The organism is Mesoplasma chauliocola (assembly GCF_002290085.1).
GTDB classification, from domain to species: Bacteria; Bacillota_I; Bacilli_A; order Mycoplasmatales; family Mycoplasmataceae; genus Mesoplasma; species Mesoplasma chauliocola.
The window spans coordinates 345,390-370,752 of record NZ_CP023173.1 but is presented as its reverse complement, the minus strand read 5'-3'; the positions used below and the strand labels follow the sequence as shown (position 1 = coordinate 370,752).

18 protein-coding genes are annotated in these 25,363 nt (G+C 25.8%); all 18 read right to left on the bottom strand.

Translation table 4 applies throughout. The features are described from left to right. Complete coding sequence (locus CK556_RS01645) at positions 1-2,853, bottom strand: ATP-binding cassette domain-containing protein (protein ID WP_095761509.1); 2,853 nt, start codon at positions 2,851-2,853, stop codon at positions 1-3. A gap of 708 nt (positions 2,854-3,561) precedes the next feature. Further along, positions 3,562-4,281: a hypothetical protein gene (locus tag CK556_RS01640; protein WP_027875340.1), complete on the bottom strand. Its 720-nt coding sequence runs from the start codon at positions 4,279-4,281 to the stop codon at positions 3,562-3,564. Between the two features lie 23 nt (positions 4,282-4,304). After that, positions 4,305-5,090 carry a hypothetical protein gene (locus CK556_RS01635; protein ID WP_027875339.1) on the bottom strand — a complete coding sequence of 262 codons (786 nt, stop codon included), beginning with the start codon at positions 5,088-5,090 and terminating at the stop codon, positions 4,305-4,307. Then, positions 5,090-5,740, bottom strand: coding sequence for a J domain-containing protein (locus CK556_RS01630; protein WP_027875338.1), 651 nt, complete (start codon positions 5,738-5,740; stop codon positions 5,090-5,092). The genes CK556_RS01635 and CK556_RS01630 overlap by 1 nt, the downstream gene beginning before the upstream one ends. Before the next feature lie 25 nt (positions 5,741-5,765). Beyond that, on the bottom strand, positions 5,766-6,713 hold the full coding sequence (locus tag CK556_RS01625; protein ID WP_027875337.1) for a restriction endonuclease subunit S: 948 nt from the start codon (positions 6,711-6,713) through the stop codon (positions 5,766-5,768). Then, positions 6,691-8,577, bottom strand: a complete 1,887-nt coding sequence (locus CK556_RS01620; RefSeq protein ID WP_051412737.1) for an HsdM family class I SAM-dependent methyltransferase — start codon at positions 8,575-8,577, stop codon at positions 6,691-6,693. Before CK556_RS01620 ends, CK556_RS01625 begins: the two co-directional genes overlap by 23 nt. Before the next feature lie 12 nt (positions 8,578-8,589). Next, positions 8,590-10,479, bottom strand: a complete 1,890-nt coding sequence (infB, locus tag CK556_RS01615; protein ID WP_027875336.1) for a translation initiation factor IF-2 — start codon at positions 10,477-10,479, stop codon at positions 8,590-8,592. Positions 10,480-10,497: 18 nt separating this feature from the next. Next, on the bottom strand, positions 10,498-10,797 hold the full coding sequence (locus CK556_RS01610) for a L7Ae/L30e/S12e/Gadd45 family ribosomal protein (protein WP_036246503.1): 300 nt from the start codon (positions 10,795-10,797) through the stop codon (positions 10,498-10,500). After that, complete coding sequence (gene rnpM, locus CK556_RS01605) at positions 10,784-11,047, bottom strand: RNase P modulator RnpM (RefSeq protein ID WP_036246544.1); 264 nt, start codon at positions 11,045-11,047, stop codon at positions 10,784-10,786. The genes CK556_RS01610 and rnpM overlap by 14 nt, the downstream gene beginning before the upstream one ends. Further along, on the bottom strand, positions 11,034-12,452 hold the full coding sequence (nusA, locus tag CK556_RS01600; protein WP_027875333.1) for a transcription termination factor NusA: 1,419 nt from the start codon (positions 12,450-12,452) through the stop codon (positions 11,034-11,036). Before nusA ends, rnpM begins: the two co-directional genes overlap by 14 nt. Before the next feature lie 9 nt (positions 12,453-12,461). After that, entirely contained in the window at positions 12,462-12,956 is a 495-nt protein-coding gene (gene rimP / locus CK556_RS01595) for a ribosome maturation factor RimP (protein ID WP_027875332.1), read from the bottom strand. 86 nt (positions 12,957-13,042) lie between these two features. After that, complete coding sequence (locus CK556_RS01590; RefSeq protein ID WP_027875331.1) at positions 13,043-15,478, bottom strand: PTS glucose transporter subunit IIA; 2,436 nt, start codon at positions 15,476-15,478, stop codon at positions 13,043-13,045. Beyond that, positions 15,478-16,905, bottom strand: coding sequence for a glycoside hydrolase family 1 protein (locus CK556_RS01585; RefSeq protein WP_027875330.1), 1,428 nt, complete (start codon positions 16,903-16,905; stop codon positions 15,478-15,480). The genes CK556_RS01590 and CK556_RS01585 overlap by 1 nt, the downstream gene beginning before the upstream one ends. A 96-nt stretch (positions 16,906-17,001) precedes the next feature. After that, complete coding sequence (locus CK556_RS01580; RefSeq protein ID WP_027875329.1) at positions 17,002-17,787, bottom strand: MurR/RpiR family transcriptional regulator; 786 nt, start codon at positions 17,785-17,787, stop codon at positions 17,002-17,004. Between the two features lie 71 nt (positions 17,788-17,858). Continuing rightward, positions 17,859-18,488, bottom strand: a complete 630-nt coding sequence (locus tag CK556_RS01575) for an NAD(P)H-dependent oxidoreductase (protein WP_051412736.1) — start codon at positions 18,486-18,488, stop codon at positions 17,859-17,861. Between the two features lie 21 nt (positions 18,489-18,509). Beyond that, on the bottom strand, positions 18,510-22,988 hold the full coding sequence (locus tag CK556_RS01570) for a PolC-type DNA polymerase III (protein WP_027875328.1): 4,479 nt from the start codon (positions 22,986-22,988) through the stop codon (positions 18,510-18,512). Positions 22,989-23,003: 15 nt separating this feature from the next. Beyond that, the gene (gene rseP / locus CK556_RS01565) at positions 23,004-24,269 is read right to left on the bottom strand and encodes an RIP metalloprotease RseP (protein WP_027875327.1); all 1,266 of its coding nucleotides are present in this window, start codon (positions 24,267-24,269) and stop codon (positions 23,004-23,006) included. A gap of 8 nt (positions 24,270-24,277) precedes the next feature. Beyond that, positions 24,278-25,336, bottom strand: coding sequence for a phosphatidate cytidylyltransferase (locus CK556_RS01560; RefSeq protein ID WP_027875326.1), 1,059 nt, complete (start codon positions 25,334-25,336; stop codon positions 24,278-24,280). Between the last annotated feature and the right edge of the window lie 27 nt (positions 25,337-25,363).

Sequence of the window (25,363 nt, the reverse complement as noted above, 5' to 3'; positions counted from 1 at the left end):
TTATTTGTTAATTTTATGCATTAACAAAACTTCATTTAATTTATTTTTTTCTTCTTGTATTTCTCTTCTAATTCTTTCAAGCTCTAAAACATTTTCACGTTGCTTCATTTCATTGTCAAATTTAGACAGCTTTTCATTCATTTCTTTTTCAAAAGCCATTTCTCTTCTTAACTGCTCAAAATACTCTCTTTCTTTACTCAAATCAGATTTAAGTTTTTCTAATTCTTGATCTTTTAATAAAATTGCATTTTGTTGCATATTAGCACCAAATCCTAGATTTAATCCTTGTGAAGATAAAACATCAGCATTTATATTTTGCTTTTTATCAATTTCATTTCTCAATTTTTCAAACTCTGATTTTAATTTTTCAATTTCAAAGTTATATTCTTGAGCAATAGAATTTTTTTCATTAAATAAATTGCTGTTTGCTGATATGTTATTTGATAAACTACCAAAATTTTCATATTGTTTTTCAAAAGAATTTTGTTTTGCTTCAAATAAACTATTTTCATTTCTAATTTTATTTAAATTACTAATTTGCATTTCACGTAATCTTGTAAACTCTTCTTCAAGTTCAATTTTTGATTTATTAATACCTTTAGACTCAAGTTCAATTTTAGACATATATTCTTTTAATTCAGAGATACTATTTTGAATTGATTCTTTTTCTTTTAAAGCTGATTTATTAAATTCATCATGATATTCTTTAAACTCTTTAATTTGTTCTAAATACTCATTTTTAGAAATTTGTATAATTTTTGTTTCTTCATTGATATTTTCTACAAAAGTTTTTAAGTCAAAAAGTTTATCAGAAAATTCTTTTTTTATTAAATCAATTTCTTCATATTCAGCAATTGTTGCTACAGCAATCTCTTCTTGCAATTTTTTTAGTTCATCAAATCTTTCTTTTAACTCTAAGTTCTTTAAATCAACTTCTTCATGTTCACTACCAACTTGGTTTAAGAAAAATTCTCTATCATTTTTTAAGTTACTTAGACTTTTATCTAATTCTTCTCTAGAATTATTAATTTCATCTGTTTCTATTTGAATTTCAGTTAAATAACTTTTGAAATCTTTAATTTCTTCTTGAAGTATTTCTTTTTGAACCGCTACTAAGTCTTTAAATTCATTTTCAAATTTTTTAAATTCTTGAATTTTTAACTCAATTTCTTTAGTTAATGAATTTTCTGATTCATTTTTAACATTTTCTATATATGTTTTTAAATCCTCAAGTTTTGTTGAAAATTCTACTCTTACTTTATTAATTTCCTCAAAATCTTTACCTGAAACTAAATTAATCTCATCTTGCAATATTCTTAGCTCGTCAATTTTTAATTGTAATTCATTTTTTTTAAATTCTAAATCTGATGTTTCAATTTGTGTTTGATCTAAAAGAACTTTTAAATCAGCTGCTTGATCTTCAAAATTTGTTTTTGCCTGATGAATAATTTCTGATTCTAATTTTACTTTTGCAAAATAATCTTTTAAGTCATCAATGTTTAAGTTAATTTCTGATTTTTGATCATTTATAATCATGTTAATTTCTGATTTTAAATTTTTAATTTCTTGAACTTTATCAAAAAAATCAGTTTTAATGGCATTTATTTCATCTGATGTCAATGCTTCATTGCTTACATGATTTGTGTCACTTAAAACTAGCCCTTCGTATTGTGGCTCAGCTGTTTTTTGTGAGTCATCACTTATCATTACTAAATCATTTGCTAAATCAACTTTAATATCTTCTTTGTTTAAACTTAAAATATTTTTATATTTATTTTCTATTTTATTTAAAAACTCTAGTGCATTATCTAAATCAATTGATTTATCAGAACTATCAATAATGAACTCTTTTAATGGTTCATATTTTGGTTTATGAGGTTTTTCTCTGTCTTCTAAGGCTTTTTGAATTGAATCCATATTAATAGGTTGTGCTACTATATCTTTTGGTTGCATACTATTTTTTTCTAAAATTGCTAATGCATCATTAAAAGTTTGTTGCTCATTTAAACCTATAACCAATGAATTTGTTTCAAGATTAAAACTAAATGTCAAAATGTTATGTTGGTTTAAAAGTTTTTCAACTTCTGCTAATACTATATTTTTTTCAAAAGACACATTTATTTTTTTGTATAAATTTAAATCAGACTTAGAACCTGAAAATAAAAGTTTTCCTTTTTCCAATATTACAAAATTTTCAATTATATTGTAAACTTCATCAATGTTGTGAACAGTTAAGATAATTGTGCTATTAAATTCTTCTTTAAATTCTTTTAGTATTTTGTATGATTGCCCTCTTCATTTAGAGTCAAGGTTTGCACCTGGCTCATCTAAAATAAGAATTTCTGGCTCTTTAATAAAACATAAAATTAAATTCATACGATTTTTCATTCCTCATGAAAATGCATTTAAAGGTTTGTCTTTAGATGTTCATAAATCGAACTTCTTTAATCAATATTCAATTCTTGATTTAACTAAAGTTTTATTTAATCCCATAACATTACACATATTAAATAAAAATTCATACGCTGTAATAGAATACAATGAAAAATCCATTTGTGAATAAAATCCTATATTTGAATTGTTCTCAATTGAACTACTTTTTTTTCTTTCCTTACCATTTATGTAAATATTTCCATCATAGTTTAAAGTAGCTCCAAGCAGTGAGTTTAAGAACACACTTTTACCTGATCCACTACTTCCTAATAGTGCTGTTACTTTTCCTTTTTCAATATTAAAAGAAAATGGCCCAATATTTATGTCTTTGAATTTTTTATGAAATTTATCTACAACCACAGCATTATTATTTTGATTAATTAATAATGGCTTACTTGGATTTTGATATATTTTTTCCATCTTTTTCTCCTTAATCATTTTTTAGTTGATACTTTTAAAATTCTAAATATTCTAAATTTTCAATAAAAAAATATATGAGATTCTTTAAAAGTTAATTTGTTTTTTTATATAAACATAGTTAACCTTTTTTGAATTTTTAATATTTTTACTCTAACCGATTTTGCAAAAAATATTTTTTGCTTTTTTTATTTTTTAAATTTTTCATATAAAAAACTTACATAAAACAATATGCAATCAGCATTCAAAAAATAAATTCGCTTTAAAAAGCACTTATTTTATATAACTTTTTGTTTTTTTAAAAATCTTTTACAAAAACAGAATGCAGAATATAAATATTCTAGAACCAAACTGTCTTATAAAAGGTTTAAAAAATTAAAATAATAAATTATAACTAGTTTTCAATAGACTCTAGTTTTATTTAATTTATTTTTATATGACTTTAATTATTTTTAAAGTCTATTCTGTAAAAGGTTTAGATTAATGCTTCCTTAATTCATTAACTAAAGCCTTTAAGTGTTTTTTTTATTTTTAATTATTTTCTTTAAATAATCGCCTTTTCCTTTACCACTGTGAGAAGTGGTTATAGTTGGTGTTACACTAAGATATTATAAAAGCAACACCCTATTTTAGGAGTACAAAAAAAACTTCCAACTATGGAATTAGTTGAAAGCTCATAAATATTCATTTTTAAAATTTTAGTTAGTATAACTACTTTTTTTTATAAGTCAAATTTTTGTATATTTCAAATTTTTCAGGATCAGGTTTAAAATCTTTTAATAAATTATTATTTGGATCTTTTTTGTAGTAATTATATAAAAAAGCATATCTTTTAGGGTCTTTATATCTAATTAAAGCTACTTCTCTTTCACTCAAATACTCTTTTTCATATTTATCTCAAAATTCTTGATATAGCTTTTTTTGATCATTTTGAGTTTTAAATTTAGCTTCAGATAAAACTTTAAGATTATTAACATATTGTTTTTTTCTTTCTTGATCTAAAAAAAATAATTTTTTAACAATTTTTCTCTTTGTTCATATTTTTCCTCTTGCTAACAAGTTTTCCATCATTAAAGCTAAATTTTTTTCATTAATTTCATATGTTTGCATTCTTTTGTCTTTTATTATTTCAAGTTTTGAAATTAACTCTAACTTATTAATAGCTCTTTCTTTTTGTTTTTGTTTAATTGGTAATGTTTTAATATCTTTAATAATTGAAGTTATTCATTTTTTTGTGAACATTAGAAAAGCGTAGTTATCTCTATTAACTCCTTCTTCAGGTGAAAAATAAAGGTTATTTTTATCATAACCTGCTTTTGTAATCATCTCTAAAATATCTTTAATTACAAATTTTTGAATCTTAGTGTCTCTAAAATTAATTTCTTTCTCTGACATTTTAACTTTTTTTACTAGTTTTATATTGCTATTCATAAATTAAATCCATTCTTTCTTTTCTATTTATTTAATATTGTTACTATTTCTGATAAATCTTTTGAATTCAATATTTGTTTTTTAAAAGTTTTAATATTTAAATTTGCGTCAGCGTTTTTAATTTTTGATTCAAATAATAAGTAAACTTCAAATAATGATATTTGCTCATTAATATTTGTGATTCTATTATTTAGTCGCTTTATTATCTTATTTGAATTAATATTTTTCTCTGTTTTAAGTAATTCAATTGTTTTGTTATTTAAAGCAATATCTTGCATTGCTTTATTTAAACTATTATTACCAGTTATTATGTATTTAACATCATTTCTAACTGAGTCAGTCTTCATGTCTTCTTCTGTATGAGTTATACTTGTTATCTTACGATAAAATGAGCCTAAAAACGGTGAGACTAATACTAATGCAGCTGATAGTAAACTTAATAAATCTAAAGCTATACTATTTTCTGTATCTCTTACAAATAAGAATGTAATTGTAGCTACTGTTACAAAAGCTATAACAAAAAAAGAAGTATAAAAGATTAAAAAATTATGTACATAATTTCTTTTTTCAATGTATGACTTAAATATTAAATTATTCTTAATAGTTTTATTAAACCTATTAATAATCATATTTTTTCTTATTATAAAAGCTAAATTATGTAATAAAAATAATATATAACCCAATCCTGCCATTAAAAAGATTAATCAATTCCATCTAAATGCTAAAACAACTAAAGTAATTATAATAATTGCTTCTAATGCTAATAATATTCCAATTGATAATTTTAATTTTCTTATTTTGCTTTTCATTATTCTTTTCCTTTTAATATATTATATGCCTTATTTATCAATTTCATAATTTCTTCAGCTTCTGGGTCTTTATTATTATCTGGATGATACTTCTTAGCTAATGCTTTATACGCCTGCTTGATTTGTGCATCTGTTGCATTTAAGTTAATACCTAGTATTTCATAAGATCAAAAGTTATTAGTTGAATTTGCTTTTAAAATGTTATTGTGTGAGAAATCTTCAAATTTTTTCTTATTAGTTTTAGTTTCAATTTCAATGTCTGCAAAATTGATTTCATAATTAGTTAAAACGTATTCTTTAACTTTTTTAAGTGAATAAACATAATTTTCATTTAGTTTATAAATTATTTCATTAATTAATTGTTCTAGTTTTTTTAAATCAATTTCATTAAAATTTTCATCTATATTTTGTATTCTATTTTCTATGATATTTTGTTTCATAAAAACTTTTAATTTAAGTTCACTTTCGATTGTATTAAAGAATGGTTCTTCTTGTATATTAGCGACATTTTTCATGTTATCCAATTCAAAAGAAAACTTATTCATTAAATTTATACTTTTTGTTGAAAGGTGCTCATAAAGAAAAAGCAACTCTTCTTTAGGTTGCTCTTGTATTTTTAAGTTATTTATAAAATCAGTATTTTTTAACATTAAAACCTCTATTAATATAATTTTACTACTTATTAAAGATTTTTGACAGATCTATCTTCCCATTTGAAAAAGGCAACAGTAAATTGATTTCTTTTAAACGTGATTCTTTTAATTTTCTACCATAATTAAATTTAAATAATGATTTTTCAATTTGATATTTTATAAACGTTGCAGTCTTAGAATTTAAATTTTCTATCGGAAATTTTGGTTTGACTACTATAACATCAGAAGTTATCATGTATTGATATTCATGATAAAAAACAATTCCTGGCTGCCCATTTTTTGATAAAGTAAAGCTATTTTTAGGAAAGAGAGTAAAAATGTTATTTTTTTCTACTTTATTTTTGCAAATCACTCCATTATTATATGTTGTAGTTGATACAACTGGTATGTCTCCAATCATCAATTTTGTTTTAGCATATTCAACACTTATTTTTTCGCATTTGTTTGAAATAATTTCAAATGCTTCTAAAAAATTTACTTTTCTCCATGTATCATCTATATTTATATTTAAAGAATCTGCATTTAGTTTAAAATCACTTGATTTAAAGTTTATTTCCTCAACTCAAACAGGAATCTCATCTAAATTTGGTATTTTTATTGATTTTAAAGTTGCATTAGCTTCTCTACCAAAAGCAGAATATTTAAACTGATTCATTCTTATACATTGAATGTAATAAAATGTTTGATTTAAAGTTAATGGTATTTTAGAATAAAGAACAGCAACATTTTGACCAGTATAAAATTTTTCAAATTGCAAATTTGCTGTCAATCTTCCTTCACCCCCAAGCGGTACAGTGATGCCAAATTCTTTAAATGGCAATACTGATTCAATTTGTTCTACAAAACCTACAATACCATTAGTTTTAACAGTTCTTGAAACAAAAGGAACTGGATTTTTAATCACTGGTTTCATATCTGAAAAATTTAAATTTGATCCATAGTAAATATTAAATAATTCTTGAAGTTCCATCTTTTTCATCTCCTATTTCAAAATAAGTTGCACTGTTTTTCTTTCTTTTGAAAATCATTTTAAATATTTCGTAATCTTCCATTAAATCAATTAAATCATCCTTTGAAATTTTTGAATAATCTGGTTCTAAATATGCCTCAGCACATCATTCATCTTTACCAGTTACAGCTTTTTTTACAGAAAAAGAAGTTTCCTCTTCTCTATTTAATCAAGAATTAATCCACATTTTTGATATTTCTTTTCATTTTTGATTTTTATCTATTCTGCCAATTCCTCTAGATAATACAAAGCCATCATCTTTGCAATTTGCAAATCAACTTTTGAATCCTTTAGGGTGTGGCGAATTAGCTTTGAATATTCCTATGGCAGTTACTGTTCCAACTGGATAAAACAAATTAGTTGGCATTGATAATACTCCTAATAAAGTATGCTTTTCAAGAATTTTTTCTCTTAACTTAACTTCTTTTAAATTCGGAGAAATAAAACAATTTATAGGTATTATAGCTACTCCAATTCCTCCCACTTGTAAAACTTCAAGCATAGATATTATAAAATCTAGCTCATGACCTCCATCAAATTTTTGAGAATAAGGTGGATTTATAAAACCTATATTAGGCTTGTGATTTATTTTTATTTTATTTTTAAGTTCATAATCAAAACAATTTCCACTATATAAGTTTGATTTACCATCACCCCTAATTATCATATTAGAAGCTGCTAAAGTAAACATTTTTGTTTCTTTTTCAATTCCTACCAAATTATCTCTTTTAATCTTTGTTTTTTTCTTAGGATCACTAACTCCAGAAATCATTTTGTTCATAGCTGAAATTAAAAAACCTCCTGTACCGCAACATGGATCAAATACAATGTCATTTTCTGACAAATTAGCCAAATCACAAAATAACTCTGTAATATGGTGTGGTGTTAAAACTATTCCCAAACCTTTCTTATTTCCATCACTATATGATAAAAATTCTTTATAAAATTCTCCTAAATAATCATAAGAATTTTCCATATCTATATAGGGTCAAATTTCATTTTTGACCTTTAGTATAACATTTAAAAAATTGTCTTCTTTTATATTTGTTGACGTCAAAACTTCGTTTGACTCTAAAGATTTATAATTTTTCATCATTAAATCTATTTTTTCTTGTGGTATCCCTCCAACTGACTCTAATCTATTTCTTATAGAAGTCAACATTTGATTTAAAATCATTTTAGAGCTAAACTTACTATTTAATGTATTTACAAAAGTATCATCAGAAAGAGCTAATAACAAGGCTGAAATGATTATTGGTTTTAATTCATCTGTTATAAATATTTTTTCTCTCAATATATTATGTATTTCCTTAGTGTTTTTTTTAATTTTTTTAAAATTTTCCTTTTTGTTTTCCTCACTTGATCTAAATATAGAAATATATTCCTCTTTATTTAATAAATTCTCAATTTTCAAGTCTGATCAAAATTCTAATCCATTGATTCATAAAAAAGTCGAAAATTCTAAATTATTTTTATCTTCACCAGAAATAGCTATTGAAAAAACATTGAAACTTTTAGATAAATCTTTTGCATATTTAAATACTCCATCAACTGCATAATCAGCAGGTTTAGATAATGTACCTGAGCTGTGCCTTTTTGTGTCACTTTTACATTCAACTACAAGTATTATATTTTCTTTTTTTAAATTTATTATAAATTCAGGTTTACCTTTACCAGTTCCTTTTTTAGAAGCTTTTTCTAGAGCTTTGTTTATTTCAAAATTACTTGAAGATTGCTCTTCAATTGTTATCGTTTTATCATCGTAATACCCTTTTTCTCTTAGCAAATCTCTAAAAATATTTTCTGTTATTCTTTCATTTTTCATTTGTTAACCCTTTTATTTCTTAACTTCTTCTTCCTTATATCCTTCAACAACATCGCCTTCTTTGATATCATTAAAGTTTTTAATTGTTAATCCACCTTCTGAATTAATTTTAGCTTCTTTAATATCATCTTTTAAGTGCTTTAAAGTTGCTAATTCTCCAGTATAAATAACAATACCATTTCTAATTACACGTATTTTTGATTTACGTTCAATGCTTCCATCAACAATATGAAAACCTCCAATTGTTCCGATGTCTGAATGTTTAAATGTTGCTCTAATTTCAGCTGATCCAGTAACTACTTCTTTATATTCTGGGTCTAACATTCCCTTAGCAGCATCTTCTAATTCTTCTATAACTTTATAAATAATGTTATGTAAACGAATTTCAATTCCTTCTTCTTCAGCTTTTTTACGTACAACTGCATCAGGTCTTACATTAAATCCATAAATTAATACAATTCCATCAGTTACAGTTGAAGCTAAAGTAACATCACTTAAAGTAATAGTTCCAACACTTGAACGAATAATATTTAGTTTAACTCCAGAAATATCAATTTTAGTTAAACTACCTTTTAATGCTTCAACAGATCCTTGAGTATCTGCTTTAACAATCAAGTTAATTGCTTTTAATTCACCATCATCAATATGTTTTTTGATTGAATCTAAACTAAAGATTTGGTTAGATTGACGTTCAGCTGCTAATTTCTTTTCAGCTTGTGCTTGAGCAATTGTTCTAGCCATTTTTTCATCATTCATAACAATGAATTTATCTCCAGCACTAGGTACTTCATTTAAACCATAAATAACTACTGGTTTACTTGGACCTGCTTTTAAAACTTTTTTATTATGTTCATCTTCCATGTGTTTAATATTTCCATATGTAGTTCCAGCAATAATCATATCTCTAATATCAAGACTTCCTTCTTTTACAAGAATAGAAGCTACTGGTCCTTTTGCTTTATCCAAGTGTGCTTCTAAAACTACACCTTTAGCTAATTTATTAGGGTTTGCTTTGTAATCATGCATTTCAGCAATTAATAAAATAGTTTCTTCTAATTGGTCTAAACCAAGTTTTTGTTTAGCACTACCTTGAACAAATGGAATATCTCCACCATATTCTTCAGCAACAATTTCATATTTCATTAATTCAGCTTTTACACGTTCAGGATCTGCTCCTGGTTTATCACATTTGTTAATAAATACAATAATTGGTACATTTGCTAACTTAGCATGATCAATTGCTTCTTCAGTTTGAGGCATAACCCCATCATCAGCTGCAACTATCAAAATAACAATATCAGTTACATTAGCTCCACGACTACGCATTTCTGAAAATGCCTCGTGACCTGGAGTGTCAATAAATGTTATTTTTTTACCATCTTTGTTTTTAACTTGGTAAGCTCCAATTGCTTGAGTAATTCCTCCAGCTTCTCCATCAACAACATTTGTGTTTTTGATGGAGTCTAATAAAGTTGTTTTACCATGATCAACGTGCCCCATAATTGTAACAATTGGAGCTCTATGTTGTAAATCTTCTGGTTTGTCTTCTTCTGATGCATCAAGTGCTTCAAAAAAGTTTTCCTTAGTTAATGTTTCTTCTTTTCTAAAGTCAAAACCAAATTCAAAAGCAAGTTCAGCCATTTGCTCTTCTGTTAAAACAACATTTTGATTTAGCATTAATCCTTGTGTAAAGAAATGTTTTAAAATTTCTGCTACACTTTTACCAATTTGACTAGCAAAATCAGCAATGCTTAGTGCTTCAGTATAAACAAATACCCCATCAATGATTCCAGTTGCAACTGTTTCATTTAATTGTTGTTTAATTTGTTTAGCATGTTGTTTAGACATTTCTTTTTTATTAACTTGTTGTGGTTTTTTATTTGTATTTTTGTTTTTAGCCATGTAAAAATCCCCTTTCTTCTATAAATTGTTTTTAATTAATTTAATAATATTCCTATCATTAACACCAATCGCTACAATTGTGGTAGATCCACACGCTTGTGATAGTTCATCAACAGTGATTACATTATCAATAAACTCAACATTATAAAATTTACATTTATCGCTGAATTTCTTTTTTTGACTAGCTCCCATATCTGTTGATAGAATAACAAATTTTACTTTGTTAAGTTTAATTGAATCTAATAATTTTTCACCTTTAATTAATTTAGCAGAGTTATAAGCTAGACCTATTGCATTTAATAGTTTAGTTTTGTCCATTAAACAACTTTTCTAATTCATCATAAATTGATGAATCTATTTTTGTTTTTAATCCTCTGCTAAAAAGGTTTTTTTGTTTTGCGATTTTAACTGAGTTTAAATCTTTTTTGACATAAACTCCACGTCCATCTGCTTTATAAGTTAAATCAATAAAAATTTCATTGTTTTTATTCAAAACAACTCTAATTAATTCTGATTTATCTAACATTTCTTTACTAACTACATCTTTTCTTAAATTAGTTTTGGTCATATAAGTCTTCATATTCGTCTTCTTCAAAATCTTCATCAAAGTCTTCTTCTAAAATTTCATTAAATGATTCTAATTCTGATTGAATTGATTCTAAATCTTTATTTTCTTCAACAGCAACTGCATTAGTTTCTTCGATTAGTTCTTCAACTTGGTTATATTCTTCTTCAACCTCAGCTTGGAAACTCATTAATTCTTCTTCATTATTTGCTTGCGCATTTCTGAATGAGTTTTTATGGTGTTCTGGTTTAACTGTTTGAGATTTAATTTTACGGTTGTTTACTGCGCTAATAAAGTCTGGATCATTTACCTCAGCTTCTGTAATATTTCCATTTCATAGAACATCCATGTTATCTAAAATAGCATTTTCTAAGCTATAAATGTTAATACGACGTTTTAATAGGTTAGCTACTAATTTAGCAGCCATTCCGCCTTTACCAATAGCTAATGATAATTGTTGGTTAGGTACTACAATATCAAATTCACCTTCAACTTCATTTACTGAAATAACTTTAACAGGTGCCATTGCATTGATAATGAATTCATGAATATCATCACTTCATTTAACAACGTCAATTTTTTCTCCTCTTAATTCATTTGAAATGTTATTGATTCTTGATCCTTTAACTCCAACAATAGCTCCAATTGGTTCTACATCTTCATCATGTGATAAAACAGCAATTTTTGCACGCTTACCCGGTTCTCTTGAAACTGACATTACTTCAACAATTCCTTGAGCAACTTCAGCAACTTCTTTTTCTACTAATTTAGATAAGAATTTTGGTGCTACTCTTGAAACTACTAATTGAGAATATTTATTTTCTCTTGCAACTTCTTCTAATAAAACATCAACTAATTCATTAACAACAAATTCTTCTCTGTTGATTGTTTTTTGGTTTCATAATGAAGTATGAACTCCTTCGATGTCCAAAATGTATGAAGTACCTTGATCGTTCATTCCAACGATTTTACCTCTTACGATTTCTCCTTCTAAAGGAATAAATTTTTCATAAATCATTGCTCTTTCAGTTGCTCTAATTTTTTGTTGGAATATTTGACGCACTTGTCCAACTGCTACTCTTGAAAACTCTTCATCAAAATCAATTGGTTTATATACTTTATCTCCAACTTTAGCTTCTTTATTGATTTTTAAAGCATCTTGTAAAACAATTTCTAATCAATCATCTTCAATTTCTTCATCAGTTGCTACTACCATTAATTCTTGGAATAAGTTAATTGATCCTGTTTGCTCATTAATTTCAGTTTTAACTACAGCTTCTGTATCAAAAAATCTTTCATAAGCTTTTTGGAATCCTTCTTTAATTCCTTCAATAGCAACTTCTTTGCTAATACTTTTTTCACTTTCTAATGAAGCTAATGCTTCTAATATTTGTGCTCCGTTTACCATGTTTTCTCCTTAAAATTTAACTGCATATCTTGCAAACTTTACTTGTTCATATTTAAAGTCAACTTTTTTCTTTTGACCTTTTAAAAAGTAGGTGATTCTAAATGTATCTTTATCTACATCAAAATCTAATAAAATACCTTCTAATTCAATATTTGTGCTTTTTTCTTGATTTAGTTCAACATGAACATAACTATTAATCGCTTTAAGCATTTCTTCTTTGCTTCTAATTGGCTTTTCAATACCAGCACTAGCGACTTCTAACATATAAGGTTCACTTAACCCTGGAAAGTCTTCTAATGCATCAGACAATTTTTCATTGCTTGAAATAATTGAATCAAAGTCCAAAGCTTTATTTGGTTCAGTCATGTCTTCAACCAAAATTTGCAAAACATCACTTTCAAAATCAAAGAAATTATTTATTTCATATACCTGTAAGTTGTATTCCCTTAAAATTGATGAAGCAATTTTTTGAATTTCATCTTTAATAGATGTAAAATTTTTCACTTAAAATCTCCTTTCAAATCAATAAGAAAGCAAGACCGTTAAGTCTTGCTGTTAACCTATTGTTATTTTTATTATAGCAAATAAAATTAATATGATAATAAAAGTTTAAATTTATTATCTGTATTAAATATTTTATTTTTGTTTAAATTAACTGATTCTTTATTTTTGATTTCAATATAAATTAATGTATTGTTAATTGAATTAAAATATATTTTTTTAAATTCATTAAGATCATCTTTTAAAATATTAGAAAATTTAACTAATTCTTTTTCAGTTTCATCATATATTTTTTGACATATTTTTTCATAGTTAGAAGTCAAATCAACTAATTCTGATTTTAAAATTAATATCTTTTGTTCAAAAAGTTTGATATTTTCTTCGCTTTTTATATCTTTCTTTGTTTTATCATTTAAAGCTTCGATTTTATAATTTAGTTTTTGGGTTAAACTTCAATTTTTAAATATCTTTTTTTCTAACTCTTGATTTTTTTGAACTTCTTCTAAATTTTTAAATATTTCTAAATCTTTTTTATTAATATTTGTTTTTCTTGATTTTAAATATAAATAAAGTTTTCTATTTGCTTTTTGAACAGATTTATAATCTTTATCTTTTTCATCATATAAAACTCACATGCAAACAAAATTAATTATTAATCCTAACATTGATATTGCTAAATATAAAACAAGGTCCTCTCAATGTTGATGCCCAAGTATACCAAGGACTCCACCACCACCCATGCTTTCTCTTTGAACATGGAATAAAGACATAAGCATTCCTACAATTCCACCACCAATGCAAGTTATTCAAAATGGTTTAACCTTAGGAGCAGTTACACCATACATAGCTGGTTCTGTTATGCCAAAAATTAGAGGCATTAAAGTTCCAGCTGCATTAATTTTGTCATTTCTTTTTTTAGCTTTAATCATTATAACTAAAATAACACCAATCATTGCTAATGCTATTCCATCCATAATAGGTAAACCTATTAAAGGACCATTACCTGTGAAATAATTAGCGTCCATTGCTAGATATACAGGTCAGCCCATGCCTAGGAATACAATAGGTTGTCAAACTATTCCGAATAATAAACCGCCTATTCCAAAAGGTACTTCATAAAATAATATTGCTAATTCTGAAATACCAACTTCAACGATTCCTAAAATAGGCCCTAACACAAAGAATGTGGCAAAAATTGTTATTATATATGAAATAAAAGGTCTAAATATTATGTCTACTACACCAGGCATTCAAGTTTTAATTCATTTGTCTGTAAAGTAAAACATAAACCCTGCACCAACGGCCGGAAGTAAGTTATTGTTATAAGCTTTTACAGATATAGGGAAATCTCCTATTTTAAATAGTACTCATTCTCCTGACCCTAAAGAACCATCAATCATATTAACAAAATATCTGCTTGCTATTGTTAAGCCAACAAGTATAGCCATTGCGGGATCACCATTTAAATATCTTACTGTTGAATAACAAAAGAAAATAGAAAGTAATGCTAGTCCTGTATTAGATAACATATAGAAAATACCAGAAATAATATCCATATCAGTAATATAACCGCCTTCAGGTGGTCCACCTTGAATAACTCCAAAGTTTGTTAATACTGAACTTAGTCCTGCTATTAAACCTACAGATATAAGTAAAGGCATTAAAGGAACAATAATTCCATTTATAGCACTCATTATTTTTGAACCAAAACTTTTACTTTTTTTATCTTCCTCGATTGATTTTATTTCAAAATTATTTCTTCCTCATAATTTTTCAATTTCTTCTTTAACTTTTACAGAATTACCACCAATAACTACTTGTAATTCATTTCCACTTCAAACATAACCCTTTACATTTGGCACGTTTTGAATTTTTGATTCATTAACTTTTTCTTTATCAATTACATAAAATCTTGTTCTTGTCATACAATTTCAAACTTTCTCGAAATTCGATTCTCCAACAATATCAATTAGCTGAACTGCAGTTTCTTTTCATTTATTAAAGTTTTTTTTATTTTCAGGTTTTGAAATATGTTGATTTTTGACATTTCTTTCAACTATAAACGCTATTTCTTCACCTTCCTTAACTTTTCCAGTTTTTGTTATAGTTAATTCAAAATTTTTAAATCTTTCAGTTTCAAAAACTATTGGAATATCATCTTTTAATTTATTTTTTTTAAAAAAATCAGAGCTATATTTTATTAAGTTATCTTTATTAGATAACATATCGCCTTTTTTGACAAATGATTGAAATGTATCTTTTTTATAAAATCCAGAGTCTAATCCTATATGCATTAAACATGAAATATCATTTTCAAGCTTAAAATATATAGCATGATTTGAATCAAGTATAAGCTCAACTTCACTTTTATCAAATAGTGATTTTAAAACAACATCTTTTATTTTTTTATCAGGTTTTATAAAAAAACCGTCACCTAAAACTTTATTTGAAAAAAGATCATCACTTATTTCTTCAATTTTTGAAATTTCTCCATTTACTGGAGAATAAATGACTATTTTATTCATTAATTATTCATCCTTTCTTTTTCTAAAAAATCTTTAAACCAGTAAAAAGATTTCTTTTTTATTCTGTCATAAGTCCCTTGTCCCAAGTCATTAGCGTCAACATAGATAAATCCGTATCTTTTCGACATTTCCTGAGATGAATAAGAAACAACATCGATAGGGCTCCACATTAAATATCCTATAACTTCTACTCCATCATTAATTGCTTCTTTCATTGCTAATATATGTTCAGAAATATAGTTTATTCTTGCATCATCGATTATATTTCCTTGATTATCAACTTCATCAATTAGACCTATTCCATTTTCAGTTATCATCAAAGGTTTTTTATATTTTTCATATAAATTATTTAAAACTATTCTTAATCCCATTGGATCGATTTGTCATCCTCATTCATTTACATCAAGATATTCATTTTTTCCTACGCTAAACAAGTTTCCAGAGGTTTCTTCAGCATTTTGATGTGAAGTTGTTCCTGTTGAATAATAACTGAACGAAATAAAATCATGAACATTATTTTTTATTAATGCTAATTCTTTTTTAGTTGCTTTTATATCGATTTTGTTATCTAAAAAATATTTTTTTGAATACCAAGGATATTCTCCTTTAATCATGATATCTAAGAAAAAATCATTTTTTATTCAATTATCATTCATACATTTATAAACATTTCTAGGATCAGACGTTTTTGGATAACTATACATATAACCTATCATTGTTCCAAATAAATTATTTCGATTTTGTTTTTTACCATATTCAATAGCTTTACATGCCGCTACAAATTGATTATGAAATGCTTGATAAGTTTTTTCTAAATAATTTTCTTCATTTTCAAACAAACCTAATGTAAAAAAGGTTGAATGATTTAACTCATTAAATGGTATTCATTGATCAGTGTAAACATTAAAATTATCAATTACTGTTTTTGCAAAATTAAAATAAAAATTAATTAACTTTTTATTTTTTCATCCACCATATTTAGTGATTAAATTTATAGGCATTTCTAAATGCGATATAGACAAAATTAATTTTATTTTGTTTTTTTTGAAAACTTCAAATATTTTTTTATAATGATTTATCGCATCAATATTTGCTTCATTTTCATCACCATTTGGAAAAAGCCTTGTTCAAGCTATAGAAGTTCTTAGAACATTTATTCCCAATTCCTTAAATAGTTTTATATCTTCTTCATATTTATTAAAAAAATCTATACCTCTTCTTTTAGGAAAAAAATAATCGTCTTGATTATCAATTATTTCTTTTAATTTTTCTGGTGTCATATATAAATCTTTTGAAACATTTTTTCTATCAATTTTTTCATTATAAAATCTTAAATCTTCAGTTGATATACCTTTTTCATATAAATCAAAAGCACCCTCAGCTTGGCTTGCAGAAATAGAGCCACCTCATAAAAATTCTTTCTTCATATTTTACTCTTCCTTTCTCTAATATAATATTTTTTATTTTATTAATAAAAAATGCTTAAAATATAAAAAGCAACTAGTTGTTAAAAAAGCAACTAGTTACCATAAATATGATTCTGAAAATTTATTTTTTAGATTAACATTAATTTCTGAGTTTTTTGATTCAATTAATGAAAAAATTGTATTTAAAGAAATTATTTTTGTTCATTCTCTTATTTCTGATTCAGAAGATGGTATATGAATGTAAACAAATGGATCAAAAAATTTTTTCATTTGGCTTTTAGTTGATATAAGAACTATAGGTATGTTTTTTTCTTTTAATTTATTATAAGAAAGTTCTAAACTTTTATTATCTAATCCAGAAACAATAAAAATACAAACACTTTTTTCATTAGCTTCAGTAACTATTTTTCCATTATTTTCAGAGGGAAGAAATTTTGAATTATACCCTGCTCAAACTAATTCTTGATGAAAAACATCAACGATTGTTCTGGTTTGATAACTAGAAAAAAATAATATTTCTTTAAAAGAGTTCAATAACTCTGATACTTTATCAATCTCATTTTTTTGTTCATATATTTGCTCTATTAGACTAATATAAGTTTGTTTACCATTATGAATAGAATTATTTATATTTTTAAAATTAAAATATTTTTCTTCTTCAAATCATAAAGTTTCAATTAAATTTTTAAATCCATCGTATCCCATTTTTTTTGAAAAAGTGGTTATTGATGATTTATTTAAAAATGAATCTTCTGCTATTTGACTTATTGTAGGCTTTGTTTTGTCTTTCAAATAATTTAAAAGAGATTTTGATATTAAGTATTTAGGCGTATTTTTAGGTTCTTCTAATATAAAATTATTTAACTTTTCTTTTAAATTCATAATTACTCCATTTCTAAAAATCTTATTATAGTTTTATCATATATAACTTTAAAAAAAGAATCTTTCGATTCTTAAATTTCCTTTACAAAATCTTTTAATTCAGATCTAAGTTTATTTCCACTTATCTTTGTACTTTTACCAAAGGCCATTGTAATAAATGGAGTTTCATAATCATGCATTAAACCTTCTTGAATCAAAAACTCAGCTAATCCTTTTGTATTAAAACCACCAATCATACAAGTATCAACATCTAAACTTGCAGCCACCGCTGTAGCTATTCCAGTTGTAATATAAGTTTGTTGACTTGAATAGTTATCTAATTGTTGATCACTTAAATTGCCACCAAATAAGTTTTTATTAATATTAGCCCCATAAGTACTTCTTCCTTCTGGGTTTCCTTTAAATCTTAAATCTAATGAATGATTTGTAACTTCTTGCAATCCTTTATGATTTACACCCAATACAATAATAAATTTTGATGCGTTAAGATAATTTAATTGATTGTAAAAGAATGGTGCTAATTTCTCACGCATTTCTCCACGATTAATAACTAATAATCTTTGTCCTAAAATACCATATGAAGATGGTGACATTCTCATTGCTTGGATAATATCATTAAAATCAGCTTCAGGTATTTCATAATTAATGTCAAAATCACGAGCACTTCTTCTTTGTGTCATTAATTCTGCTAAATTTTTCATATTGTTCTCTCAGTCTATCTTTTAATTAAAAAAGTCAAATTCTAATTGTTCATCTTGTGCTAATGTATCTAAGATATTTAACTCTTCAAATATCTTCAATTGTGTTTGAGTTATTGTAGTACGACTAGTTAAATCTTTAACACTTGTTAATGGTCGTTCACTTCTTGCTTTAATAATTGAATCAGCCACAGCATCTCCAAGTGAATCAATTACTAAGAATGGAGGATATAGTGTAGCTTCTCCAGTTGTTGGATCTTTTTCAATAATATATTTAGAAGCTAGTGATTTTTCAAAGTTTAAATTAGCCATTTTAATTCCACGACTAAACATTTCTAATCCAATTTCTAAAACAGGCATTAATGCTAGCTCTTTAGTAGTCATTTTATCTTTTTTATTTCTTCTAGTTTCTAATTCTGTTAGCTTTTCTTTAACTCCATTATAACCGCCTAAGAAAGTTCTTAGATCAAATGCATCAGCTCGGTTAGTTAAGAAAGTCGCATAATATTCAGCAGGATAATATATTTTATATCAAGCAATTCTGTATGCCATTAAAACATAAGCAGTAGCATGCGCTTTAGGGAACATATATTTAATTTTTAAACAAGATTCAATATATCATTCAGGTACATTATGTGCTAACATAATTTCTTTTCATTCTTTTCTTACTCCCTGTCCTTTACGTACAGATTCCATAATTTTAAATGAAGTTGTTGCATCAATTCCTTGGCCCATTAAATAAACCATAATATCATCACGACATCCTATAACAGTTGAAATGTTTGCTATATCGTTTTTAATTAAATCTCTAGCATTACCTAATCAAACATCAGTTCCATGAGATAAACCAGAAATTTGTACTAAGTCAGCAAATGATTTAGGTTTAGTTTCTTTTAACATTCCTCTAACAAATCCTGTCCCAAATTCAGGTAATCCAATAGCTCCTGTTGTTTCTCCATTAATTTGTTCTGGTTTAATATTTAAAGCAGATAGATTACTAAATAAAGAATATACTTTAGGATCATTTGTTGGAATATTAATTGGATCAACTCCTGTTAAATCTCCAAGCATTCTTAAAGCAGTTGGATCAACGTGTCCTAGAATATCCATTTTCAATAAATTATCATGAATTGAGTGGAAATCAAAGTGTGTAGTTTTTCATGAACTAGAAGCATCATCAGCTGGATAGTTAACTGGACTGAAATCTTCTATTTCAAACTCTTTTGGTAAGATTATAATTCCCCCAGGGTGTTGGCCTGTTGTTCTTTTTACCCCTTCAACCAATTTTGCTTGTCTTTCAATTTCAATTTTTCTTGGCATTTCTTCTTCTAAAATACCTGTTTCTTCATAAAATGCTTTTACATAACCAAAGGCAGTTTTTTCAGCCACAGTTGATATTGTTCCAGCTCTGAATACGTTGCCTTCACCAAACATTTCTTTTGTAAAGTTATGTGCAATTGGTTGATATTCTCCAGAAAAGTTTAAATCAATATCTGGAACTTTATCTCCATCAAATCCTAAGAATGTTTCAAATGGAATATCATGTCCATCACCAATTAATGGTGAATTACATTTTGGGCAATCTTTTTGTGGTAAATCATATCCACATTTAATTTCAACTGGTGTTTCAAAATCTGAATATTTACATTTTGCACATCTATAATGTGCTTTTAAAGGGTTAACCTCAGTGATTTTTGATGCAGTTGCAACAAAGCTTGAACCAACACTTCCCCTTGAACCTACCAAATAACCATCTTTGTTAGATTTTTCAACCAATAAATGTGAAATTCAATAAACAACAGCAAAACCATGTTTGATAATTGAATTTAATTCTTTTTCTAATCTAGCTTCAACAATTTCAGGCAATACTTCTCCATACATATCATGAGCTGTTTCATAACATTTGTTTTTTAATAAAGTATCTACATTATCAATATTAGGTGTAAACAAACCATCTTTAATTACAACAATATCATTTTCAATCATGTCAGCAATTTTATTTGTATTTGTAATAACCATTTCTTGCACTAAATTAGCATCGTTTAACCAGTTCATCTCTTTAATCATTTCATTTGTTGTTCGCATGAACTGATCAGGATAATCAACTGATTTATTTTTATTTTTAAAACTAAATAATGGGTGTCTACTTCCACCTAATCCTTTAGCATTAATGTATACATCTCTAATTTTTTTCAATTCAGGTCTTGTGTAGTGTGCATCACTTGTAGCAACTAACATAACATTATATTTTTTTGCTGTTTTAATAATTTTTTGGATTACTTCAATTAATTCGTGTTCTTCCATTTGATTATCTGTAATTAAATTCTTATAAACACTTAAAGGTTGAATTTCAACATAATCATATAATTGAATTATTTCTTCTAGCTTATTGTTTGTATTTAATCTAGCAATTTCAAAAACCTCTGAATTAACACATCCAGCACCAATTAAAATGTTATTTTTTTCTTTAAACTCTTTTAACTTTTCTTTAAATATTTTAGGAGAGTTAAAAAAGTTTTCAGTATGTGAAATAGAAACTAATTTAAATATATCTTTTAAACCCTGTTGATTTTTAGCTAAAACATTTACATGAAGTCCACGTGATCTTAACAAGTTTGTATTTTCTTTATCATTTTCTGGTATTAACTTCATTAAGTCATGATCAAACACAATAGGAGTACTCATTTTTAACTCTGCAATAATCTTAAAGAATAAATCATTTAATACGTCTGCGTCATAATCACCACGGTGAGCGACATGTTCATCATATAAAATTCCGAATTTCTTACATACAGCCCCAAGTCTATGAGATTTTAAAGCTGGTCTTACTAATCTTGAAAGAGTCAATGTATCAATTACTGTATTTTGTAATTCTCCATAACCCAGTTTTTTAGACAAATTATTTAAAAAATTAAAGTCAAAATTTGCATTATGAGCGATTAGAATACTATCTTTAATTAATTCGTAGATTTTATCAAAATCTTCTTCTATATTTTTTTTGTCAACTAACATTTCTTCATTAATGTTAGTTAAATCCATCGTAAATTGCTTTAATGGTTGCTTTGGTTTAAATAAATAATCATGTTTTGTTGTTTTACCTGTAATTGGATCAAACACAACTGCTCCAAATTCAATTATTTCATTCATTTCCGGTGATAATCCAGTTGTTTCCAAGTCAAAAACTACCATTTTAGAATCTCTAATTTTTTGGCCTTTAGGGTTTTTAACAATTCAGTAATCTTCTTTCTGAATCATATTCATTTCTAAACCATAAATTAGTTTTAGCTTTTCATCATCTGCTTTATTTTTATTAATTTTTTTAAGTTCATTATAAGCATCTGGGAAAGCTTGTACATTAATATGATCTGTAATAGCTATTGCTCTTCAATTTCATTTATCAGCAGTATGTAAATAGTCTTGAATTGTAGAAACTCCATCCATAGCACTCATTTTTGTATGAACATGTAATTCAACACGTTTTTGTTCTGCTTCATCTTTTACCATTGATTCAGAACGTGAAATTTTAGCAATTTTATCAATGATAAAATTTTGCTCTTTGTCATATTGTGAATAAGACGTCTTACCTTTAACTGCTATTCAATCACCCTTAGCAACTCTTTTTTCTTTAATTTCAATAACTCTATCTGAAGATAATTCTTCTTCAGTTAATGGATCCATAATAGTTCTTTCATCTTCTCTACCAAAGTATATGCATTTAATTGATGAGTTATTATCTGTTAATCCAATTGAGTATATTTTACGATTATTAGCTTTAGAATCTCTTATTTCAATACTTAATACTTTTCCATGCAATACTATGTTTTGTGCATCTTCTTCTATATCTTCAAATGAAGCATAACTTGGTTTATCTAATGAAGTATTTCATTTCTGTGAATTTTGCTTTGAAATAAACATTCCTTGACTTTTATCATTTTGCTCAGGTGCAAATTGTTTATATTGTTCTTTGGTTTGTTGTTCAATAATTAATGATTGTTTTATATATTCTTCAGTTTTATCTTCAACATCTATTATATAGTTTAATTCTTTAAAACCAAATTGATTTAATTTTGCTAAGCAATATTCTAATTCTTTTACTAATTGATTTTTAAGTTCTTTTGAATCAACAACAAACTTAATTAAATTTTCATCAGTATCAAATTCAAAATCTTCTGAATGTATAAAGTTTCAAATAACTGTTTTATTTTGAGCTTTATTATTTTTAATAAATTCTATATATTCACAAAGAATTTCTTTATCAATTCTTTGTTGTTGAACATTTAAAATTAATTTTATTTTAATTCCCGAAGCATTTACACATTTATGATGAATTTCATGCAATATTCTTGTTGGTAAAAAATTCTTAATTTTTAAATATAATTTAAATTTTGATTTTGTTGAACTTAAAGTTTTCTTCTCAATTGTCGCATCTTCAAAAAATGAAAGTTCCCCTTCATTTAATTTAATATTTAAATTTTGAAATAAACTCAAAATATTTTGATCCAACATAAATCTCCTTCTTTAAATAATAAAATCTTTTATAGTAACTACTAAAATAAATCCGATTAACAAAACTGCACCAGTTGCATAAATTATTGTTTTTGTTTTCTGACTAACTTCTTTTTTAGTTACTCATTCCACAAGTGTCTCTCAGAATTTGTACCCATCCAATGGTGGGAATGGGAGCATATTCAGCATAAATAAATTGGCTGATATTGATGATATATAAAATAATTGACTTGCTGCAATCGAAGTTGTAGGTGAAGCTCCAGTTCCACTTGAAGCTTTTGCAATTCCAACAGGGCCTGAAATAGCGCTAAAATCACCAGTGAAAAATTTGCCTAATCCAGTTATTAGAGAAACAGTCTGGTTTCAAGTTTCAACAAATGTATAACCAAACTTATCTATTCCGTTTTTAAAATGTCTATCAGGTGGTGCTATTGCTATACCTGATATTTGCTTTGTATTTTTTCATTCATTAATTAAATTTTCGTCAGTTATTTTTTGAGGTTCTACTTTTTTAGTTGTGCCTGTTAAAGCTCCTGAATAATCATTTTCTAATTTAGCATAGTCAAAACCAAAATGAATATTATCATATAAATCATTATTATCTCCAACTTCTTTTACCATTCATGCTTTTCCTTCATTAAACATTAATGATATCTCTTTATAAGTTGGAGCTACATCTGATTTATTTTTTGTTGAAAAGTTTTTTTTATTTTCTTCACCAATTTGAATAGTTCAACCTGTAATAGCAACCTGTAAGTGATTTGCAACATATTTATTACCTTTTTCAGGTTCAATATTTTCATTTTTAGCAATCATTTTATAAGCTATAGAATTTGTTGAAAAGTTTTGACCATAAAAATTTGGATCACTTGGTTTATACCCAACTCCAAATAAGACTGAAAATATTAATATGTAAGCAATAAATAAATTAACTAATGGACCAAATAAAATAAATAAAGTCTTTTTCCATTTAATTGCATAATCAATTTTTCTTTCATCAGGTATTTTTTCAAATTCTTCTTCTCTACCTTTTGGTGGTTCAACAAAGTCACTGGCTATTGATACATAACCACCAAGAGGAATCAATCTAATTGAATATCAAGTTTCTTTTGTTTTAAAAACAAATAGCTTTGGCCCAAAACCTATAGCAAATTCAAAGACATAAGCCTTTGAAATTTTTGCAACAATGAAATGGCCAAGTTCATGAAGTGTAACAAGCACTAATACAACAATAATTGAAATAATAATTGATAAAATAACCATCATTACACTTCCCATAAAACTCCTTAGTTAATTAAAGTAAACAAATACATGAATAAAAATACAAACATAAATGAATCTAATCTATCTAATACTCCCCCATGACCTGGGATTAAATTTGAAAAATCTTTTATGTTATTTTTTCTTTTAATAAAGGAAAAGTAAAGATCTCCTAATTGGCCGATAAATGAAAGCAATGCTGCAATTAGTATATACATCACTATAACAACACCATTACCTAAGTTTTCTGAAATATTGAACATATAAACTTTCAAAATTGAATGACTAGGTACTAAATAAAACAATAATAATGCTGCAGTTATTGCAAATGCTATAGCACTTGCTAATCCACCAATTGCACCTTCTCAGCTTTTATTTGGACTTATTTTTGGCGCCATTTTATGTTTTCCAAAAGAAACACCAAAAATATATGCAAAAGAATCAGTTAAGATAACTATTACTCAGATTCAAATAGCTGTCATATATCCATATTTAATACCATCATATCCTTGTCTTAAATAATCATTTGACAATGAAATATATGTAAATCCTTTTAATCCAAAAATCATAATTAAACTTGTTACACAAATCATAAATAATTTATTTTTTTCAATATTGCTTAAAATACCTGAAGTAAATAAAATACCCATAAATAAAATTATGTAAATTATTTGCATGTACCATTCTGATAATTTTGAAGTTTTTATTCATTCGTAACTATAAATAAATAATTGATCTAAGTTAACTCTGCTTGATATAGGAGCTAAAAAAAGACAAAGAGCTAAGAATTCAATAGTTATAAAGAAATTTTTATTTTTTATTTTTAATGAATTAAGTAATTCATAAACACAAAATAATAGTATTATTGTTGAAACAACAAGCATTATAAACCCCAATGACTTGCTTACAATTTCAGCAGTATTTTCATCTTTTAAATGAACTCATATTTCTTCACTCAAAATTGCTGTTGAAAGGAACACAATTAATAACGCAACTAAAATTATACTTGAAGAAAATCTAATTAAAAAATTATTGTTTTTTAAACTAATACCTTTAGTCTCTGAAGATTTATTTTTCCTAGTCATAATTACCCTTTCTTTTATTTTTCAATT